Origin of the sequence: Deinococcus misasensis DSM 22328 (genome assembly GCF_000745915.1) — a bacterium.
Lineage (GTDB): Bacteria > Deinococcota > Deinococci > Deinococcales > Deinococcaceae > Deinococcus_C > Deinococcus_C misasensis.
In genome coordinates, this window is the sequence record NZ_JQKG01000014.1 from 23,824 (window position 1) to 40,649 (window position 16,826).

A 16,826-nucleotide genomic window follows, 5' to 3' on the forward strand; every position below is an offset into this window, starting at 1 on the left:
TCACCCCCTTGTGACCACGGTGGAGCTTCCCCCTCTGGCGAGGTCATACAGGCCTTCAACAGCAACTGCTGTGCGACCCGTGTTCCTCTCGATGCCTTGCAGGGTGGTGATGAGGATCCCGGCTTCCATCAGGTTTTGGATGGCGCGGTTGCTACGCTCAATGGCCTGCAGGGTCGTGTAAATGCCGGTGTCGGCCACCGCGAATTGACTGGGTGCAGCCCCTATGATGCTGCTCGGGCCAGTTGTGCCATTCCCGTTCTGCCCGACCATCCCGAGGGACGCTGCAGCAGGGTAAATGACGTTCTGGGCGAACTGCTGGGCTTGCGCAGCGAACCCGGGCAGGGCTGCATTGAAAGCAGCGAGGGCGGCTTGATCGTCCTCGGTTCCGGGGGTTTTCAGGGCATCGGTGTAAGCCTTGATGTACGGGGCGAGCATCTCCGAGGCGAAACTGTTGATCAGGCCCATCAGGGCAGCTTTGCCGATCTCCTGGGTGAGGGTCTTCTGGAAGTTATCCCAGTTCCCGGTTTGCAGCACCTCATCAAAAGCCCTGGAGAACCCATTCCCTACGGCTTCCTCAATGCTCTGGGCGACCCTGAGACCCACGTCATCGACTTTCGTTTCGTAAGTGGCCCCGAAAGAAGATCCGAACAGTCCGGGTTTGTACTCTGCGGTCATGTAATCGCTGGCGTTGATGAAACGCAGCCCTTTCTGTGCAGCCTCAACGTTTTTCACGAACTGCTGGTAGCTGTTGCTGGCGCTGGAAAACCCCTCGATCAGGTACGTGAGGCCCTCGACTGCAGCCTGTACGTAATCCCCCTTGGCGATCTTCTCAGCGACGCTCAATCCGGTGTTCAGGAAGTCCCCAGCGAGGGACAGTTGACGCCCGAGGTCCGAGTCGCCTGCTGCCTTCCCGAGGGCACCCAGCAGGTCCGCTCCGGCTTGGATGTACTGTTTGGCATCGTTGAAGGCCCGCATTTTTGCGTTGAGTTCCTCGTATTTTTTGATGAGTTCCTCAAGGCGTTTTTTCTGCGCTTCATCCAGATTGCCTTCCAGCTCCCTCTGTTTGAGGTAATCTTTCAGGCTCTGAATGGTGCCCTCGTAGCCTCCTTTCACGCTGGTGTCGAGGGAGTTGGCGAGCGTCTGGCTGGCCTGATCGATGTCCCGCTGGACTTGAGCTGCCATGCGGGATTTCTCGATGTATTGCCCGAGGCTCCCGGTGTCACCCCCCAACTCCCGGAATTCCTCTCCGAGTTTGACGAGCCGGTCTGTGAGCACGTCCATCTCCATGGGGGAGATGCCCCCAGCTTCAAGTTGGCTTTTCACCTGCTGCATTTCATTCCAGATCTTGAATTTCCCCCGGTCAGGGGCGGTGCTCTGGATTTGTCCAGCAGAGTAAGCATTGTTGTAATTGGCGTTCTGGTAACGCCCGTCAGGGTCGAGGGCTTTGGCCATTTGCTGGTTGCGCCAAGCCAACCACCTGTCAGCACTGTCCGCAGCCTCCTGAACGGTGGTGCCGAACGTCACTTCCGTTTGCCCTGCACTGTACGGGTTGGTGTACTCTCGGGCTGGGGCATTGAAGGCCCCAAGCTCCTCCCGGAGCATCCTGATTCGGATTTCATTCAGGCGCTCAGCGGAATCCACCGGAACGGCAGTGGGCAGAATGCGACCTGCACTGTACTGGTTGTTGTACTCAGGGACGGGGAAACCATCCGGGTTCGCCCACTTCGAGAGGGCTTTACCTCCCTCTCCGAGCATCCAATCGTCTTTACCCAGAGACATGGGGGTCGGTGCGATCTGCCCGGCACTGTAGGGGTTGTTGTAGACCGGCACGGGGAAGCCGTCCGGGTTCGCCCACTGGGCCAGCATTTTGTTCTGCAACTGCAACCAGCGGTCCAAGCCACTCACCACGCCCTGAAGGCCATTGATGGTTTCCCCTGCAATCCCTGCGCTGTAAGCATTGCTGTAGTTGGCGTTCTTGTACTTCCCTTCAGGGTCAAGGCTTTTCGCCATGTTCTGGTTGCGCCAAGCCAACCACTCATCCTCTGTGGCGATCTTCGAGGGTTGAATCATGCCAGCGCTGTACTGGTTCTCGTAGGTTTTGACTTTGCTTTGCAGGTCAACGATTTTTTCGAGGATGGCCGCTTCCTCATCCCTGAGGCGGTTGTATTCTTTCAGGTCGGTGGTGGCATCGGCTTTCGCTCTGGTGCTGTCCAGCAGGCCTTTGAGACCATCCATCTCCAGAGTGTTGAGCTTGTTGCGGAAATCGAGGTTGTCCGCCAAAGCTTTTTTCTGTTCCAGCAGGGCTTTCAGTTCAGTGCGCTTCTGCCCGATCTTGTCCATCAGGGCGGTATAACGCTCCAGGTTGCCCATGTCTTTCTCTCGGGCTGCAGCGTCCTCCAACTGGGCCAAAGTGAGGCTTTCGAGGCCCTGAACCCACTCCTCGAAGGCCATTTTGTCCTGCAGGTCCTGCCATTTGCGGGCTTCCTGCTCACTGTCCCGGAGGGTGCCGGAGTACTCTTTCAGGCTGCCGATGAGCTGCTGGATGTCCCCGTCATCCCCTCCCACGAGTCGCACACGTTTCCCGAGGTCCTCCAACTGGGTAATGAACCCGTCAAGTTCAGAGGAAGTCAGGTAGGGTTGCAGGTCGGTGAGGGTCTGGAGGAGGTTCCCGAATTCCACATTCAGTCCCTGCAGGTCATTTGCGCGGTTCACGCCCTCCATGCCCGCTGCGAGCTGTTCACGCCAGTTCGACACGTAAGGCTGACTGGTCGGCACTGGGGCCAACTGTCCCCCTTTGAAGCGGTCCTGCACCTGCTGCAACAGTTCATTCTGCCTTGCGAGGAGGATGTTTTGCTTCTGGGTAAGCTCCCTGAGTTGAGTGGGGGTTTTCGCTTCGGCCATGGCTTTCTCAACGGCCAGCAGGGTGCCCCGAACTTCATCCACCCCCATCACGCTGACTTTTGCCCTGAGGGACGTTTCAGCCTTCTGGTCCTGATAATCCCCAATGGTTTTGGCACGCTGATCAGCGATCGCTCTGGCACGACGGTCAAGTTCCTCTTGGATGATCTTGGCTGCATCTTTGTTGCCAGCTCTGGTTTCCTGTGCCAGACGCTCACGCAGCCGGGAATCCAGAGCGTTTTTGACGCTGTCTTTGAGGACCTGGAGGGCATCTTTGTTGGCTTTCGAGAAATTTTTGTTGCCGTTGCTGATTTCCTCCTGCGCGAAACGCACTGCTCGCGCAGCATTGTCTGATTTTTTGGCGAACTCCTCAACGGCCAGAACAGCCGTCCTGTACGCCTGAGTGCCAATTTTTCCGGAGTCTTTGAGGTCTTCGACGGTCATGGTCAGACTGCGGGCTTGACCCATCAGGTCATCGGTGGTGGCCGTGAGGAACTGGGTGTCGCCCTTCACCTCTGGTTTGGGGGTCTCAGGGGTGGGCATGCGGATCACGGTGGCATTCGCAAGGGTTTTGCTGTCCCAGGACTTCCCGGTGTGGAGCTTCATGCTGCCGTCACTGCCCGACGTGGTGAGTTTGCCCCCATCGGTGTTGTCCACCACTTCGACGTGGTACCCGACCTTCTGGCCGTTCTCGTTGTACTTCATGGCCCCGAACTGGGGACCCCTGAAGAAGATCAGGTCGCCCGGTTTGGCTTGGCTGACATCAATCTGCTTCCCGCCAGCAGCAAGGGCATTGTTCAGGAGGCCCTTGGCGAGAGGGGAGGCTTTGATTTCCACGCCGAGCTTCTGCATGATTGCCGATGCTGCCTCAGCGCAATGGCTGTCGATTTCTGGATTCAGTTTAATTTGCCGTGTGACCTTGCGGACCCACTCGGTGCTGAATTCAGAAGCGGAAATCTCCTCACCAGTGACGCTCTTACCGCTCTTGCGATTCTGAATGGCCGTCTGGACTTCTTTAAGCTTGCGAGTGACTTCAGTGATGGTGAAATTCGCATCATTGATGGCCTTCTGCCACTCTGGGACATCTCTATTGTTCGGGTAGCTTTTGATGCGCATCTCGTTCATGCTTTTGCTGTTCTCAGCATCCCGCATGCTCTGGGTGAGTCTGGCGATCCGAGCCCGCTCATTGGGAGTTGCATCGGTGGGTGTGAGACCCACGCTCTCCAAGAACTTGTTGGTGTACGGATCCTGATTCTGCATGGTGGCATTCCATGCATCCAAAGTGTTGTTCATCTTGTCAAGCAGTTGCTCCAAGGCCGGAGCAGCGAACTGGCCGAGGTTCGCTTTGAATGCAGCCCATTTCTCGTTCAGAGCATTCTGTTTGTCGATGATGTTCTGGGTTTGGGTGCTGGCCGTGCGGAGGGCAATCCCTTGATCCTCAACTTTGCTCAGGTACTCTTTCAGTTCGGTGGTGCCCGCCTTGTAGGCAGCTGCGTACCCACGCATGGCGTCCGACCCACCCAAAGTGACCATCATGACGCCCCTCTGGTAATCGTCAAGCTTGTCCAGTACGTCCACAACGTCACCCATGATTGCGAACACATCACGGTGTCTGCCTTCCGAGTCAAACAAAGCGACGTTGTGTTTCGCCAGCATTTTGTTCACTTCATCGTAAGCACCAGTGAGGCGCATCAGCATGGTTTTCATGAGGGTGCCGGCGTCCGACCCTTTGATGCCCCGGTCGGCGAGCATGGCGAGGTAAGCAATGGTCTGCTCGATGGTCATGTTGCTCGCAGAGGCCATGTTCCCTGCTTGCTGGAGGGATTCACCCAGAGAGTGGACTTCCAGAGCGGATTTGTTGGCTCCGGCGACAATCGTGTCGGTCACGCGGGCCATGTCTTTGCCTTCCAGCCCAAACATGGTCATGCTGGCTGCAGCGATCTTCACGGCCTCGGGCAGTTGGATGCGGGTTGCAGTGGCCAGCAAGGCGGTGTTCTCTGCTGCACCTCCGAGCACGTCCTGCACGTCCAGACCCGCCTTGACCAACTCAGCCTGCATGTCCGTGAATTTCTCTGCGCCCAGAGCGCCGTAAAGCAAGTTGGTGCCAAGGTTTTTGGCCTGCAGGTTCAGGGTTTTCAGTTCGCTCGTCGAAGCTTGAGACACAGCAGCAAGGTTGGCAACCTCTTTCTGGAATTTGCCGAATTCCTGAGCGGTGTTGTAAGCCGCCACCCCGAGACCACCCAGCAGAACAGTAACGGCCACAATGGGGTTTTTGAGGGCTTCGAGGGCCATTCCGACCATGCTGGCCTGAGGTGCGAACACACTGAAGTCATTCAGGGCATTGCGGATGTTCCCACTGAGCCCCGCGGTATTCACGCCACCATTGATGGTGTTCATTTCCCTGCTGGTGCGGGCCATCAGGTTTCTTAACTCAGTCAGCTGTTTTTCGGTCAGGTTCCCAGCAGCCCTCAGGCCATTGAGCTGGGTTTGCAGTCCTTGAAGGGAGGCAGTGTAAGCCTGTATCGCTGCACGTTGCTCAGTCATGTTCCGCGCACTGCGAGTTGCTTCATCAAATGCAGCTCTGGCGTCTGCCAATTGGGATTTGATGCGGTCAATCCCGGTGCTCTTCAATGCGGTGGCCAATTGCCCTGCCTGTCGTCTGAGGTCCCCCATCCGTGCGGTCTGCTCAGCAGTGAGAGGCCCGAGGGCACGCATGGAGTTGATTTCGCTCTGAATGCTCACCAGCAGGCGTTGCAAAGCGGACTGGTACTGGTTCAGGGCAATGGTGCCCGCCTGATAATCCCCCGCAAGGGCCTTTGCTTCCTGTGCCCGTGGGTCCACCACTCTGGTACTGTTCCTGCCTGTCCCGCCACCACCTGCGCCCCCAAGGGCACGCAACTCCCGGATTCGGTCGAGGAGTTTTTGGTTGAGGTCCTGCAACTGGGTCACATCGACCTTCACCAGAGCCCTGAGGGCCGTCCCGGTAGCACTGAATGTGCCTTGCAACTTGCGGATTTCCGCATTGATGGCACTGGTGTCCAACCCCGCTTTCAGTTTGACAGTCAAACCAAGGGTGTTCACCTTGTTGCGGAGGTCCGTCACATCCAGACTCAACTTCAGCTTGATGCTCCCACCGAGGTTCTGGAGGTCCTTCTTCAAGGTGCGAACCTCGGTGCTGGCCGTGCGGAGGCTGGTCAGGAAGCCTGCCACGACAGACTGGTCAATGCGGATGGCCCGGATGTCATGCAGGTCCTGTTTGATTTTGGCGAGGTCGGCCCCCCCTTGCGTGTTCGCCTTGAGGGTCAGGGATGCGGTGCTGTTGTACTGGGGCATGATTCACCTCCGAGGCAAAAAGAAAACCCGAGCAGATCGCTCGGGCAGAAGGGGCAAGGGTGGGTTTAGGGTTGCTGTGTGGTGATGAAGGGACTGATCAAGTTCCCGGGCCTGAGCCTCAAGGAGAGATACACGGTCTGATTGGGGTAAACCCTGATCCCCATTGTTGGGGAATTTGTTGGGATGAACACCGTTTGCGTGGAGACTGGAGCAAATTCATCAAAGTGAGCACCACAAAACGTTTTGTAGTAAACACTCTGCTCGGTTTCATCAGGTGGCCCTTGAAACAATTGCGCCACACCGGATGCCAGTGTGCTTTCTGGCCCCACCGTCCCAGCGTATTTCTGAATTTGAATGATGTGGGCTCCACCTTGCACCCCCAAATTCAGGTAGAGGACACAGGAGACTTCCGCTGGTTTCTGTTGAAGTTTGGTGATTTCAGTGATGGTGAGGATTTCTTCCCCCACGAAACCATCGTGTTCCTCAAAGTAACTGATGTACCCTCCATCGCCTACTGGCATGAAGTGGTAAAGGTCGCCTGCGCCGTTGCCTTTGAGTTTGAAGCCCTGTGCGTTTGCGAAGCCCAACAGGGCAAGCAGGGTGATCAAAAGTGCTTTCATGGTTTCACGTTACCACCATGCTGGCAACATGGACACGTTGCCAGTCACACCTACGAGTAAACCCTTACCATTTGTCTGGTTTCGGTCCACGCCTGCCCCGACCACCGCTGGCACCCTTGCGGTTGTGTTCCCGGTGCACGAAATCATGCCCTTCCTCAGCGTTGCCCCACATGGCCACAGCCCGATTCAACAAGAACCCCTCGATGCTGGATTTGGGGATGCCGTACTGCTCCGCGGGGCTGCCGTAGCCGTTCTTGGCCTGCTGGTGGAGGCTCACGGCATTCAGGATCAGCCAGCGCTTCCCCTCTCGTTCTGCCACGTCAGGCGCTTTGGGAAAACCACGTCCCGTTGCGAGAAGTAAATGATGGCAGCGTGCAGGAGGTTGTTGTAGATGTCCGTGATGCCCTGCAGGTCCTCGAAGGCCGGGGAGACGAGGCCTTTCCTGAGGATCTGGCGTTTCGCCACGGCTTCCGCTTCCCACATGAGGGTTTCTTTGTCCTCCGGGAGGGGGTCGCTGGCCCGAGGGGGCATGTTGTCGAGCGCGGAGAGCTTCGCCCCTGCATCGGCAGCATTGCGGGCTGCGAGGGCGATCAGCACGTCCTGCCCGAGCACCGTTTGCAGCACGGCCTGCGTGACCTCGGTGACATCCACCCGGCGAATCTTGAATTCGAAGGGGTCACTGTCTCCCGGTGGGAGGTCCTCGGGGTTCTCGCAGGCGTAAAAGACGCGGTTCGCTTCCCGCACGAAAATGGACTTCTGGTTTCTGGCCTTCAATTGTTCAAGCACATCCATGCTGTTTTCCTTTTTGGAGGGGACCCCGACGCGAGTCCCCACGAACCGTTCCCTCTGGCATTAGCTGTCGGTGGCCAGAGGGAACGGGCGTCGGTTCGGAAAAACGTTATGGGACGGGAGTGACGTGCACGGCAAAGCCGGGCGTGGCGTTGTCCTCACTCACGAACTTGGCGGTGTAGGAGGTGGTCACGCGGTCCAGTCCAGCGGGCGTGGTTTTCCGTTGGATCATGGCCCTGCCCACGACCTTCCAGAGGGCAGACCCTTTCTGGAGTTTCACTTCGAAGTCATCCACGATCACACTGTTCCCAGTGTCGCTGAATGCAGCATCAAGTTCACTGTCGGACCCAGCCATGGTGAATTCGACGGTGCAGGAGATGTTGGCGTTCCGCTCGAAGCCGAGGATGAACAGTCCGTTGCCGGTGCCGTCCACTGGGGCCAGTCCGATGGTCAAGGTGAGGGTGAGGGTCTCAACGGCCTTCAGGTTCCCGTTCCAGCTGACACTCAAATCGCGGTGGTTGTAGAACGTGTCGGTCTCCGCGAGGGTCGCAGGTGCGAACGTGAAACCACCAATGCCAGAAGCATTCTCGGGTTTCACGCCGTGGAAGCTCAGGCTGGCAGTCAAAAACTGCCTGAGTTGGAAATTCAAGCGGAATTCGTAGATTTGCACGTCCGTCACGCGCAATTTCACGACCGGGTGGTTCACCTCCATCGTCAGGGGCACGAGGGGCATGTTGGCATGCCAGTTCTTCGCTGCCTGAGGGGTGATGACTCCAGTTGCAGCGACGTAATCCCCGGCCTCCGTGCGGAGTTGGTGCAAGGAAAGGAACTGCAAGAGGCTCTGGGTGGGGTAGAAGTCGCGGCTCTTGCCCTGGTAGTACACACCCATGAGTTGAGGGACGGCATCGAAGAAATTCCCGTCTGCGAAGTCGGGCTCCTCATACCTGAATTCGGGGTCGAGGTCGGACCCGCCAGTGACGGGGAAGAAGACGGTGGCAGGAACGGCGGTGCCTTTGGTGGTCTGCAAACCAAACCCGAGGGTCTGGACGCGGCCAACGTTCGGGACGGTGACGGTGTTGGACATTAGGCTTTATCTCCTTCCTGAGTGGCCTTTTCGGCCTTGCCTTTGGGTGCCTTCTCGGCCTTTTCGGCTTTCGCTCTGGCCTCGTTCCGCTCACGGGACCGGCGTTGACCGGGCGTCTCACTCGGGCTTTCGGTGGTGGGGGAGAAGCGGCCATCTGCCTCGATGGCCTGCTGGTGGGTTTCGTTGACCGGCTTGATCACGAAACCCGGCTCCACGTAACCCACGCCGGGGATGCTTCCGGTGGTGTCCCCTTTGAACTTGTAATTTTTCATGGTGTGACTCCTGTTTCCAGCCAGACGGTCATCGTCCAGTCTGCAGTGATGGTGTAAAGTGGCCCACTCTGGGTGTTCACGAGGGGATTCTGGAAGATCTTCGCTCGGTCCACCTTGAAGTCAAGCAGCACGGAATGGTACGGCTCCAACGCGGGGTTGTTCCAGAAGGACTCCAGTGCCCGGTTGATGGTCACGGCCAGCGCGAGCCTCTGCCCGTAAGTGGAGTTGAGGGCCATGTGGAACGCCACGTAACCGGCGATGGATTCCCCGGTGATGGTGTTCCCTGCGCCGACATCCACGCCTTCCCCGAGGCCAACCACCTCAAATTCAGCGGTCCCAGCGCGGAGTTCACGCTGTTCGAGCGCTCTGGGGGTGATGGCCTGCCCGATCTGGGTTTGCAGGTGCTGGTGCAGCAGGTCAATCAGGGGCGTCGGGTCGATCATGGGAACCCTCCAGTGGCAATCCGGGCGAAGTTCAACTGGACGTAATTCACGGCTTCCAGGCCGGATTTGGTGATGGTCATACGGGCAGGGATGGTGACCATTCTGGCACGCACCCAGTTCCCGGTCGGTACCGTGCGGTCCCCAGGCCTGTAGAGCCTGAACCGCAGGTATTGTGCCCGCACTGGCCGGATGACCGCCCCGACTTCGTTGCTGACCGCTCCGGGGTGCGTGACCGACAGTACTGCTGCATCTGGCCCGGTGACCTTCCCGAAGATGTTGTTCTGGTAGAGGCCTGACCGCCTGTTCAGGTAATTGCTGTTCAGGGCTCCAAGGACAGCGTTCCTTCTGGCGAAAGCTGCCGCTCTGTCAGCCCAAGCGGTGAGGGTGCGGTCCTGCAGGGTTTTCGCGTCCGGGATGAAAGCAATGAATTTCGCCCAGTCCCCATTGAAGACGAGGTTCACAACTCACCACCCCCTCGCCAGTGCAACCCGACCACCCAGCCCACAAGGTCATCCCTGTGGATGGGGTGGGTGACTTCGAAGCGCCTGCCGTCCGAGTGGGTCAGCAGGTCCCCGAGTTCCAACTGCACCCCCGGAGGGAGGAACAGTTTCAGTTGCGGTTCGGGGTTGATTTGCTGCATGTACTCCCCGCTGGTCGCGGAGTCCTGCGATTCCCCCTGCTCAAGCCTCCCCCTCAGGGAAGGGGAGGTGAACACGTCCGGGTAGACGGTGGGGTCACTCGCGGTTTGCGTGCCGAAACGCTGGAGGGCAGCAGCGAGGCGATCAAAGGCACTCACTCACCGACACCCCCTCTGTTCCGGTCGAACCAGTCCGGTTCGGGCATGCTCTCCCCGGTCTCTCTGGGTGGGTCGCTGCGCACGAAAGCTGAACTTGCCGGAATCAAACTGGACATGCCGACGAGCATCCCCGTGCGGAGGTTCAGGCTGGTGGCGAGGTTGCGGAGCTCACGGGCCTTCGCTCGCCACTCTGCGCACTGCCCTTTGGTGTCCAGTCGGCCCCGGTTCTTGGACTCCACAACCGCTTCCAGCGAGGGATCAGCGAGGGAATCGAGGACGGTGGCAGCCACGAGCCTGACGTCTCCCATCTGGGAGATGAAGGTTGCCAGCACGTCCTCGGGGTTGATGCCCTGAGCGGTCATCAGGGCTTTCCACTGGCCGTAAGCCTCAGGTCCGACGTAAACGGCCAGCATCTGGTTGTCTGATGGGCTCAGGGGCATGGTTTACCCTCCTGTGGGGTAACTGCGGATTTTGGCGAGGGTGGCTTTCCCGAGGCCCTCGATGGCCAGCAGGGTGGCATCATCTGCCTGCTGGACTTGCTGTCGGGTGGTGAACCCAGCGGTTTGAAGGAGGTCCAGAGCGGGGAAGTTCTCAGGGAGAGGCTCTGGTTCCGGGGTGGGTTCAGGGTCTGGGGTTGCTTGCGGTGCACGGGCAGCAGGGGCCTCTGGTTCCGGGGTGGGATCAGAGGGGTGCAGGCTCTGGGGTGCCTTCAGGGGCATCTTCGAAGATGAACTGGGAAACGAAATCCCTGAATTCCTGCTTGAGGGCACCCAGTTCATCCACAACACCTTTGAAGGAAGCCACTTGGGCTTCCAGTTCGGCGATGCGGTCCTCCAGAACCTGGGTGTCGGTGGCGGGGAGGCGCTTCAGCCCCCCCCGGTTGGCGTGCCACTCCAGAAACTCGCTGGAGTAGTCAGCGGTGCTGATCACCTCGCCACGAATCCGGTAGGTGGATTCGTAATTCCCGGCAGTCAGCACCTCGTAATAACTGGTCTTATTCTCGCTCATGAGAATACTCTCCTTTACGCCACGCACTGATCAAGGAAGATGCCGAGGTCAGCGCCGATTTGCTCCATGCCCCACGCTGCGGTGTAACGCACGATGTCAGAGGCACGCTCTTGGGAGTACCAGCGCTCGATGATCCCGCCGTCCTCGGTGGTTGCGCCGGGCAGGAGGCCCGTCCATGCGAAGATCGCACCAGCGGTGGGCACCATCGGGGCGGGGTTGGGGTCCACGTAACCGACCCACATGCCTTTGCGGTTGGCCACTCGGGCAGTGGTCACGCTGGAAGCACCGATCTTGCTGGTGACCTGCACGGCTCCCAGCACGAACAGGCGGTCCACGCTGATTTCCAGAGCGTCCGCGATGTTCTGCTTGGTGGGCACGCCACCTTGGGAGTAAACGTACATGCCTTTCAGCTCTGCACCGTTCACGATGGCCTCGTAGACATCCACGCCCATCACAACAGTGTTGGGGCGTAAGCCAGTGGCGTCCTCGACGGCCTTCATGGCTGCGCGGGTGGTGGCGATGGGGGTTGCGCTGGCCTGATCGAAGCGGATGAACTGGTTGGTGCTGGCCCCGCTGTTCACGCCAGTCCAGTCGGTGGTCCACACGCCCGTCTTGAAGAACCGGTCAGCCCAAGTCTTCTCGCGGAAAGTCAGGCCGTTGTTGACGAGCATGCGGGTCACGCCCTTCGCGGACTCCAGAGCCTGAGCGACAGCGTTGGCGCCTTGGGCCGTCATGCGACGGTCGACTACGAGCTGCTTGCTGTACTCCTGACAGGCGTAGGTGACGGGCACCACATCAACGGTGGTCTCGAAGGCCCCTTGTCCCATGGGGCGAATGTCGAGGTCGGCCTGCATGAAGTACTCTTTCGGGAAGGTCGCGATCTCACCACTCTGGGCCTCCACGGGCATCACGGTGAAGATGCGTCCAGCTTGGAAGCGGGCAGGGTCCTGAAGGTAAGCGAGGGAGTAGGCGGTCAGCAGGGGGTCGTTTCTCCAACGGCGGGGGTTGTACATGGTGTCTCCTTGCCCCTGTGGGGCGGTGGGTACTCTGGGGGGGTTGGCCTTTCAGCCAAGGGGCTTAGATTTTGAAGACGTTGATCATCATGGGGACGTAATCGCCAGAGGAACCACCCTCCATGAGTTGACCCCAGACGTAATCGCCAGAGGTGGGAGCAACGGCGACACCGGAAGCGTTGGCGGTCACGTTCGCGCCAGCTGCGAGGTTCGCGCCGAGTTTGACTTGCACCACGCCAGCGGTGGCGATGTGAACGTCATCTCCAGTGGCGATGGTGGCGGTGAACTGGGTGACGCCTGCACCACGGGATTTCCCGGGCACGTAGATGATGCCTCCGGGAACGTCGGTGCCTGCGCTGGCAGGGGCGTAACCGGGTGCTGCGCTCTGGCGTTTCACCATCCGCCCGAGGGCGTTGGTGATGTTGCTGGTGGCGATGAAGGCTTCTGCGGAAGTGATTTTCTCTTTGGGCATGGTCTCGCTCCTTTGCGGTGTGAGGGGGTGGGTTTACTCGTCGCTGGGGTCCACTTGGTCGCCGTAAATGGCGACCAGCAGTTCGGGGTGTTTGGCGTGCACGAGATCCATGGCCTTCATGCGGGTGTTGCCTTGGGCCACGAATTCATCCACTTTCTTGTTGTAGGCAGCGAGGGCCTCACTCTGGGTGGCGGTGCTGGGCGGGGTTTTCCCGGTGCCGGTCACGTCAGTCACGGCACTTGCGCGGGCAGCGAGGGCCTGCCATTGGGGGAGGAGGGCGTTGTAGGCGTCAGGGGCGGAGGCTTGCAGGGCACGCAGGTGGGTGCCGCCCTCTCGGGTCATGCCGAGGGTTTCGGCCAGAGCACCAAACTCGGCATCCAGACGGCGGTTCACTTCGGCCTGCGCAACGTCACGGTGCGTCTGGAGTTCCAGGGCGAGACGCTGGTTCTCGGCTTGCAGTTGCGCGAGGGCAGCCTGAGGGTCCACGGGGTTGCTGGCGTCCGGCGTGGCAGGAGGGGTGGGTGTGGGGGTGGCGCTCTGGGCTGCGAGGTGCTGCTGGAGGAAAGCGTGCTCTTCAGCGGTGAGGGTTTCTCCAGCGGACAGTTTGGCGAGAATGGCTTGCAGGTTCATCGGTCCTCCTTGTGGGGGTGAAGGGGCGGTGGGTTCAGGTTCGGACTGAGTGCCAGTGGCCTCAGGTGCGTCGGAATGGGTGGCTTCGAGGTCATCGGGTTCCACTTCAGGGCCATCATCGGAATCGTCGGTTTCCCCTCCGGTTTCCTCTGGGCCAGCGGAAGGGTAAACCCCAAGTTCGGTCAGGAGGTCATCGAGGGTGGCGACGCGGTCAGCGAGGCCCAAATCCACGGCTTCCTGACCCATCCAGATGTGATCGATGTCCTCGGCCCAACCCTGAACTTTCTTCTCCGCAATGCCCCGGCCAGAGGCGACAGCAGCAACGAAGTTCTGGTGGTACCGCTTGATGATCGAGCGGGTTTGCTCCTCCGCTTTCCCTTTCATGGGTTCCGTTGCCGTGCCGAGGGTTTTCACGTCCGTGGATCGGATGACGGTCGGCTCGATGCCCTCTGAGCGGAGGTACTTGCTGTAGTCGTAGTGCGTCATGATCACGCCGATGCACCCGACTGCACTCCCAGCCCCGACGAGGATCTCATCTGCCTGCGAGGCAATGTAGTATCCGGCACTGCACGCCTGACCGCCCACCACCGCGTAGACTTTTTTGCCTCGCTTCCGGGCGTTCTGGACGGCTGCTGCTGCGACATCGAGTCCGTTGACGGTCCCTCCGGGGCTGTCGATGTCGAGGATGATGGTTTTGATGTTGGCATCCCGAGCGAACTGGTTGACGAGGCTGGCGAAGTACTGCGGGTTGGTGGCCCCGGACAACCTTTCCATGCTCTGGGCACGGCTGAAGATCACCCCGTAGAGGCTCACGATGCCGACACCGTCACCAGTGGCATCGCCACCGGAGTAACCAGAGCGGGAAGAGCCGTACTTGATGCCCTCGATTCGGCTCTGGATGGTTTCGATGTCGGGTTTCACGCCATCCATGCGCTCCATGAGGATGCTGTAGATGGTGTCGTGCATGGCTGGGCTGATCGCCCATGGTTCACGCAAGAACGCGGTCAGCAGGTGGCGCGGTTGAATCGCCTTCGCTGGCATGAGGTTCGCCTCCTTTCAGGGGCACTACGGAATGGGTGGCGGTCACCCACGGGCTGAATTGCTTCAGGAAGTCCTCGATGGGGAGGGAGTAAACGTCCTGCATGTGGTTGTTGCTGATGGACACCAGCCCCTCTGGGTGCACCACGCACGCGATGCGGTGGAAGTACCCTGTGAGGTCCGCTTGGGATTTGTGGTCGAGGAGGAACCCGGTGGGTTCGTTTTCGTCCTGCGCTTGCTCCAGAACCAGCAGCACCCACTCCCTGAAGACGGCCTCTGGCAGCACGGCACCCGAGAGGGTGAGTTGGGGGAGGACCAGAAAGCCGTGCTGGAGGGCTTCGAGTTGCAGGGTGTACGTGGTGTTGGCCTGCAACTGGAGGGCTGCGGGGTCGTGCAGGAGGGCGTGCAGGCTGGTGCAGAGGCTGTTGGCGTCCTGATCGAAGGTGTGCTTCATACCGTGATCGCTGAGGTTCTCTGGAACATCAAGCATTCTGGTCTCCCGTCTGGGTTGCGGTTGGCTCTGGGGGTGCTGGCTCCGGGGTTTGCCGTCTGGCCGTTGCGGGGTCGTGCGCTGGGAGGCCAGCGAGCATCCGCAGGTGCGCCTCGGTGGGGTCATCTGGGGTGATGAAGCCAGCGTTGGCGAGGCTGGCGAGGGCCTCAGCGATCTGCTGCAATGCCGTTTCGCTCAGGCTGCCGTGCTCAAGGGTCGGCCAGTACTCTGGTAGAATCCCGTTGAACTGCATGAGTTTCGGGAGGGTCACGCGGTTGAATTCATCGGCGATGCTGTCCAGAATCCCACTGAGGGCTGCGAGGAACAGTTTCGTTTTGTCGGTCGAGAGGGCTTCACTGCCGCTCTTTTCGATGCCGAGCATGATGAATTCGGCCAGCAGGGCTTGAGCGATGCGACTCCCGTAACGCCGGATGATTTTGTCGGTGTCGTGCGCTCTGGTGCCCGCTGCGCTGATCAGCCCGAACTTGTACCCGGTGGGGACCGACTGGACGCGGTTGTCGATCTGCACGAAGGTGGTCTCGGCGGGGAAGATGACGTAGGCCCTCTGGTCTTGCCGGAGGGCTTGCAGGTTCTCCTCGATGTTGCGGAGGACGCTTTGCCTTGCGGAGTACTGCTCGTCGGTCTCTCCGGGCTGTCTGGGCTGGAGGAGTTCGAGGGGCACTTCCGCTTTGGGGATGCCTGCGAGGTCGCGTTCCACGCCGATGGCCTCAATTTCTTCCAGTTTGGTCTGGAAGTAGAAGGGCCTGTAGACGTTGCGGAGGAAGCTTCGCCCGTAGGGGTGAGCGTGGGTGGTGCGGAGGAACAGGCACTTGCTGAGGGGGACGGTGTAGGTTTGGTCTGCGCTCTGGCGCATCGCGGTGGGTTTGCCGTCCTGGTCTTCTTGCCATTCGAGGAGGCTGGTTTGTGGTCTGTAGTCGAGGTTGCGGAGGCCGAGCCTGCCGTCTGTGAATCGGCTGTTCGTTTCCGGCTTCCCGGTTGGACCGCGTCTAAATTTCCAGAGTTCTTCGAAGACGCACCACCCGTGGGTGAGCATGCTCATGGCGGTCACGGTGACGGCAGACCAAGGGTCCTCCATGTCGTGCAGACAGGAATCCAGAAACTCAGCTTCGGCGATGGCGCGAGCGTCCTCTGGGATGAGGCTGTTGGGTTTCGCCCGCCACTCCACCCGCTTGATGACCGACTCGACCAGCAGCATGACGCTGCCGACCACGGGGTCCGTGTCCCGGATGCGTTGGTAGGTGCGGGCTGCGGTGGTGCCCCTCAACTCTGGGGGGTCGTGGACGATGTAGGCACTGGATTTCCCAGTGCCGTATTTTGCGAGGTCACTTCTGGCCATGTCCCTCCTTTCTGTGCGTTTACCCCCGTATAGCGGGACGCTATTCGAAATAGAATATTTTCATGCGGAAGAATAAAACCCAGTCTGCCAGAGGCAACACCCAGAACCTCACCCCCGGCAAGAAGCCGTCGAAGCGGAAACTTTACCGTCTGAGAGCCAGCGTGGCCCCCGAGGATGCTGCCTTGCTGGATGACTGGCTGGAGTCCTTCGGGACCCCTTACGCCAGAAGCAAAGCCCTCGGGAGACTGCTGGGTGAGGCCGTGAGGGGCAGGAAGTAGCGTTTACCCCCGTATAGCGGGACGCTATTCGAAAACCCTACCTGCCTTTCCGCCTGCGTTTGCTGGCTCTGGGGTTGGTTTTCATGCGCTTGCGTTCTGTCTTGCTGGGCTTGCTGGGGCCAGTCCATGTTTTACTGGCAGCCTTGCGCTTGTGGGGCTTGCTGGGAGGTGGGTCACGAAATAGGGTGCGCTCGAACGCTTCCCTTTGGCCGTTTTTGATGGCTTCCACCTGACTGGATCCGAGCAGTGCACCTGCCACGCCCAGTAAAACCGCTTGCCTGCTGATGTTCATGCTTCCTCCTAGG

At 59.6% G+C, this 16,826-nt stretch carries 19 protein-coding genes; 1 reads left to right on the forward strand and 18 read right to left on the reverse strand.

The features are described 5' to 3' along the window. The 17 genes from Q371_RS10670 to Q371_RS10750 all read right to left on the reverse strand — a co-directional run bounded on the left by Q371_RS10670 (nt 1) and on the right by Q371_RS10750 (nt 16,243). The gene (locus tag Q371_RS10670; protein WP_034340121.1) at nt 1-6,231 is read right to left on the reverse strand and encodes a phage tail tape measure protein; all 6,231 of its coding nucleotides are present in this window, start codon (nt 6,229-6,231) and stop codon (nt 1-3) included. 65 nt (nt 6,232-6,296) lie between these two features. Beyond that, nucleotides 6,297-6,851, reverse strand: a complete 555-nt coding sequence (locus Q371_RS10675) for a hypothetical protein (protein WP_034340123.1) — start codon at nt 6,849-6,851, stop codon at nt 6,297-6,299. 64 nt (nt 6,852-6,915) lie between these two features. Beyond that, complete coding sequence (locus Q371_RS10680; RefSeq protein ID WP_157442637.1) at nt 6,916-7,170, reverse strand: hypothetical protein; 255 nt, start codon at nt 7,168-7,170, stop codon at nt 6,916-6,918. Continuing rightward, nucleotides 7,140-7,643, reverse strand: a complete 504-nt coding sequence (locus tag Q371_RS10685) for a hypothetical protein (protein WP_034340126.1) — start codon at nt 7,641-7,643, stop codon at nt 7,140-7,142. Before Q371_RS10685 ends, Q371_RS10680 begins: the two co-directional genes overlap by 31 nt. Nucleotides 7,644-7,749: 106 nt before the next feature. Beyond that, nucleotides 7,750-8,724 carry a hypothetical protein gene (locus tag Q371_RS10690; RefSeq protein ID WP_034340129.1) on the reverse strand — a complete coding sequence of 325 codons (975 nt, stop codon included), beginning with the start codon at nt 8,722-8,724 and terminating at the stop codon, nt 7,750-7,752. Beyond that, on the reverse strand, nt 8,724-8,996 hold the full coding sequence (locus Q371_RS10695; protein ID WP_034340132.1) for a hypothetical protein: 273 nt from the start codon (nt 8,994-8,996) through the stop codon (nt 8,724-8,726). Before Q371_RS10695 ends, Q371_RS10690 begins: the two co-directional genes overlap by 1 nt. Continuing rightward, on the reverse strand, nt 8,993-9,439 hold the full coding sequence (locus tag Q371_RS10700; protein WP_034340135.1) for a hypothetical protein: 447 nt from the start codon (nt 9,437-9,439) through the stop codon (nt 8,993-8,995). Before Q371_RS10700 ends, Q371_RS10695 begins: the two co-directional genes overlap by 4 nt. Further along, complete coding sequence (locus Q371_RS10705) at nt 9,436-9,900, reverse strand: hypothetical protein (protein ID WP_034340138.1); 465 nt, start codon at nt 9,898-9,900, stop codon at nt 9,436-9,438. Before Q371_RS10705 ends, Q371_RS10700 begins: the two co-directional genes overlap by 4 nt. Next, nucleotides 9,897-10,235 (reverse strand): hypothetical protein, encoded by a 339-nt coding sequence (locus tag Q371_RS10710; protein WP_034340142.1) that lies wholly within the window; start codon nt 10,233-10,235, stop codon nt 9,897-9,899. Before Q371_RS10710 ends, Q371_RS10705 begins: the two co-directional genes overlap by 4 nt. Further along, complete coding sequence (locus Q371_RS10715; protein ID WP_034340144.1) at nt 10,232-10,675, reverse strand: hypothetical protein; 444 nt, start codon at nt 10,673-10,675, stop codon at nt 10,232-10,234. The genes Q371_RS10710 and Q371_RS10715 overlap by 4 nt, the downstream gene beginning before the upstream one ends. 3 nt (nt 10,676-10,678) lie before the next feature. Beyond that, nucleotides 10,679-10,954, reverse strand: a complete 276-nt coding sequence (locus Q371_RS10720) for a hypothetical protein (protein ID WP_034340147.1) — start codon at nt 10,952-10,954, stop codon at nt 10,679-10,681. Then, nucleotides 10,917-11,243 (reverse strand): hypothetical protein, encoded by a 327-nt coding sequence (locus Q371_RS10725; protein ID WP_034340167.1) that lies wholly within the window; start codon nt 11,241-11,243, stop codon nt 10,917-10,919. Before Q371_RS10725 ends, Q371_RS10720 begins: the two co-directional genes overlap by 38 nt. A 14-nt stretch (nt 11,244-11,257) precedes the next feature. Further along, nucleotides 11,258-12,256, reverse strand: coding sequence for a hypothetical protein (locus Q371_RS10730; protein WP_034340173.1), 999 nt, complete (start codon nt 12,254-12,256; stop codon nt 11,258-11,260). A gap of 64 nt (nt 12,257-12,320) precedes the next feature. Beyond that, nucleotides 12,321-12,728 (reverse strand): structural cement protein Gp24, encoded by a 408-nt coding sequence (locus Q371_RS10735; RefSeq protein ID WP_034340176.1) that lies wholly within the window; start codon nt 12,726-12,728, stop codon nt 12,321-12,323. A gap of 33 nt (nt 12,729-12,761) precedes the next feature. Then, on the reverse strand, nt 12,762-14,399 hold the full coding sequence (locus Q371_RS25605; RefSeq protein WP_051964085.1) for a S49 family peptidase: 1,638 nt from the start codon (nt 14,397-14,399) through the stop codon (nt 12,762-12,764). Continuing rightward, complete coding sequence (locus Q371_RS10745) at nt 14,347-14,886, reverse strand: hypothetical protein (protein WP_157442638.1); 540 nt, start codon at nt 14,884-14,886, stop codon at nt 14,347-14,349. Before Q371_RS10745 ends, Q371_RS25605 begins: the two co-directional genes overlap by 53 nt. Then, nucleotides 14,879-16,243, reverse strand: a complete 1,365-nt coding sequence (locus tag Q371_RS10750) for a phage portal protein family protein (RefSeq protein WP_034340185.1) — start codon at nt 16,241-16,243, stop codon at nt 14,879-14,881. The genes Q371_RS10745 and Q371_RS10750 overlap by 8 nt, the downstream gene beginning before the upstream one ends. Before the next feature lie 62 nt (nt 16,244-16,305). Here Q371_RS10750 and Q371_RS10755 point away from each other — a divergent pair, with 62 nt between their 5' ends. Then, nucleotides 16,306-16,521, forward strand: coding sequence for a hypothetical protein (locus Q371_RS10755; RefSeq protein WP_034340187.1), 216 nt, complete (start codon nt 16,306-16,308; stop codon nt 16,519-16,521). A 37-nt stretch (nt 16,522-16,558) separates the two neighbouring features. Here Q371_RS10755 and Q371_RS10760 read toward each other — a convergent pair whose 3' ends face one another. Beyond that, a complete protein-coding gene (locus tag Q371_RS10760) occupies nt 16,559-16,813 on the reverse strand; it encodes a hypothetical protein (RefSeq protein ID WP_034340190.1) in 255 nt (84 codons plus the stop codon). Nucleotides 16,814-16,826 lie beyond the last annotated feature (13 nt).

Excerpts from the sequence above, each read along its gene's own strand:
- Q371_RS10670 (WP_034340121.1), bottom strand. The coding sequence starts at position 6,231 with ATGCCCCAGTACAACAGCACCGCATCCCTGACCCTCAAGGCGAACACG.
- Q371_RS10675 (WP_034340123.1), bottom strand. The coding sequence starts at position 6,851 with ATGAAAGCACTTTTGATCACCCTGCTTGCCCTGTTGGGCTTCGCAAAC.
- Q371_RS10685 (WP_034340126.1), bottom strand. The coding sequence starts at position 7,643 with ATGGATGTGCTTGAACAATTGAAGGCCAGAAACCAGAAGTCCATTTTC.
- Q371_RS10690 (WP_034340129.1), bottom strand. The coding sequence starts at position 8,724 with ATGTCCAACACCGTCACCGTCCCGAACGTTGGCCGCGTCCAGACCCTC.
- Q371_RS10695 (WP_034340132.1), bottom strand. The coding sequence starts at position 8,996 with ATGAAAAATTACAAGTTCAAAGGGGACACCACCGGAAGCATCCCCGGC.
- Q371_RS10700 (WP_034340135.1), bottom strand. The coding sequence starts at position 9,439 with ATGATCGACCCGACGCCCCTGATTGACCTGCTGCACCAGCACCTGCAA.
- Q371_RS10715 (WP_034340144.1), bottom strand. The coding sequence starts at position 10,675 with ATGCCCCTGAGCCCATCAGACAACCAGATGCTGGCCGTTTACGTCGGA.
- Q371_RS10720 (WP_034340147.1), bottom strand. The coding sequence starts at position 10,954 with ATGCCCCTGAAGGCACCCCAGAGCCTGCACCCCTCTGATCCCACCCCG.
- Q371_RS10725 (WP_034340167.1), bottom strand. The coding sequence starts at position 11,243 with ATGAGCGAGAATAAGACCAGTTATTACGAGGTGCTGACTGCCGGGAAT.
- Q371_RS10730 (WP_034340173.1), bottom strand. The coding sequence starts at position 12,256 with ATGTACAACCCCCGCCGTTGGAGAAACGACCCCCTGCTGACCGCCTAC.
- Q371_RS10735 (WP_034340176.1), bottom strand. The coding sequence starts at position 12,728 with ATGCCCAAAGAGAAAATCACTTCCGCAGAAGCCTTCATCGCCACCAGC.
- Q371_RS25605 (WP_051964085.1), bottom strand. The coding sequence starts at position 14,399 with ATGCCAGCGAAGGCGATTCAACCGCGCCACCTGCTGACCGCGTTCTTG.
- Q371_RS10745 (WP_157442638.1), bottom strand. The coding sequence starts at position 14,886 with ATGCTTGATGTTCCAGAGAACCTCAGCGATCACGGTATGAAGCACACC.
- Q371_RS10750 (WP_034340185.1), bottom strand. The coding sequence starts at position 16,243 with ATGGCCAGAAGTGACCTCGCAAAATACGGCACTGGGAAATCCAGTGCC.
- Q371_RS10755 (WP_034340187.1), top strand. The coding sequence starts at position 16,306 with ATGCGGAAGAATAAAACCCAGTCTGCCAGAGGCAACACCCAGAACCTC.
- Q371_RS10760 (WP_034340190.1), bottom strand. The coding sequence starts at position 16,813 with ATGAACATCAGCAGGCAAGCGGTTTTACTGGGCGTGGCAGGTGCACTG.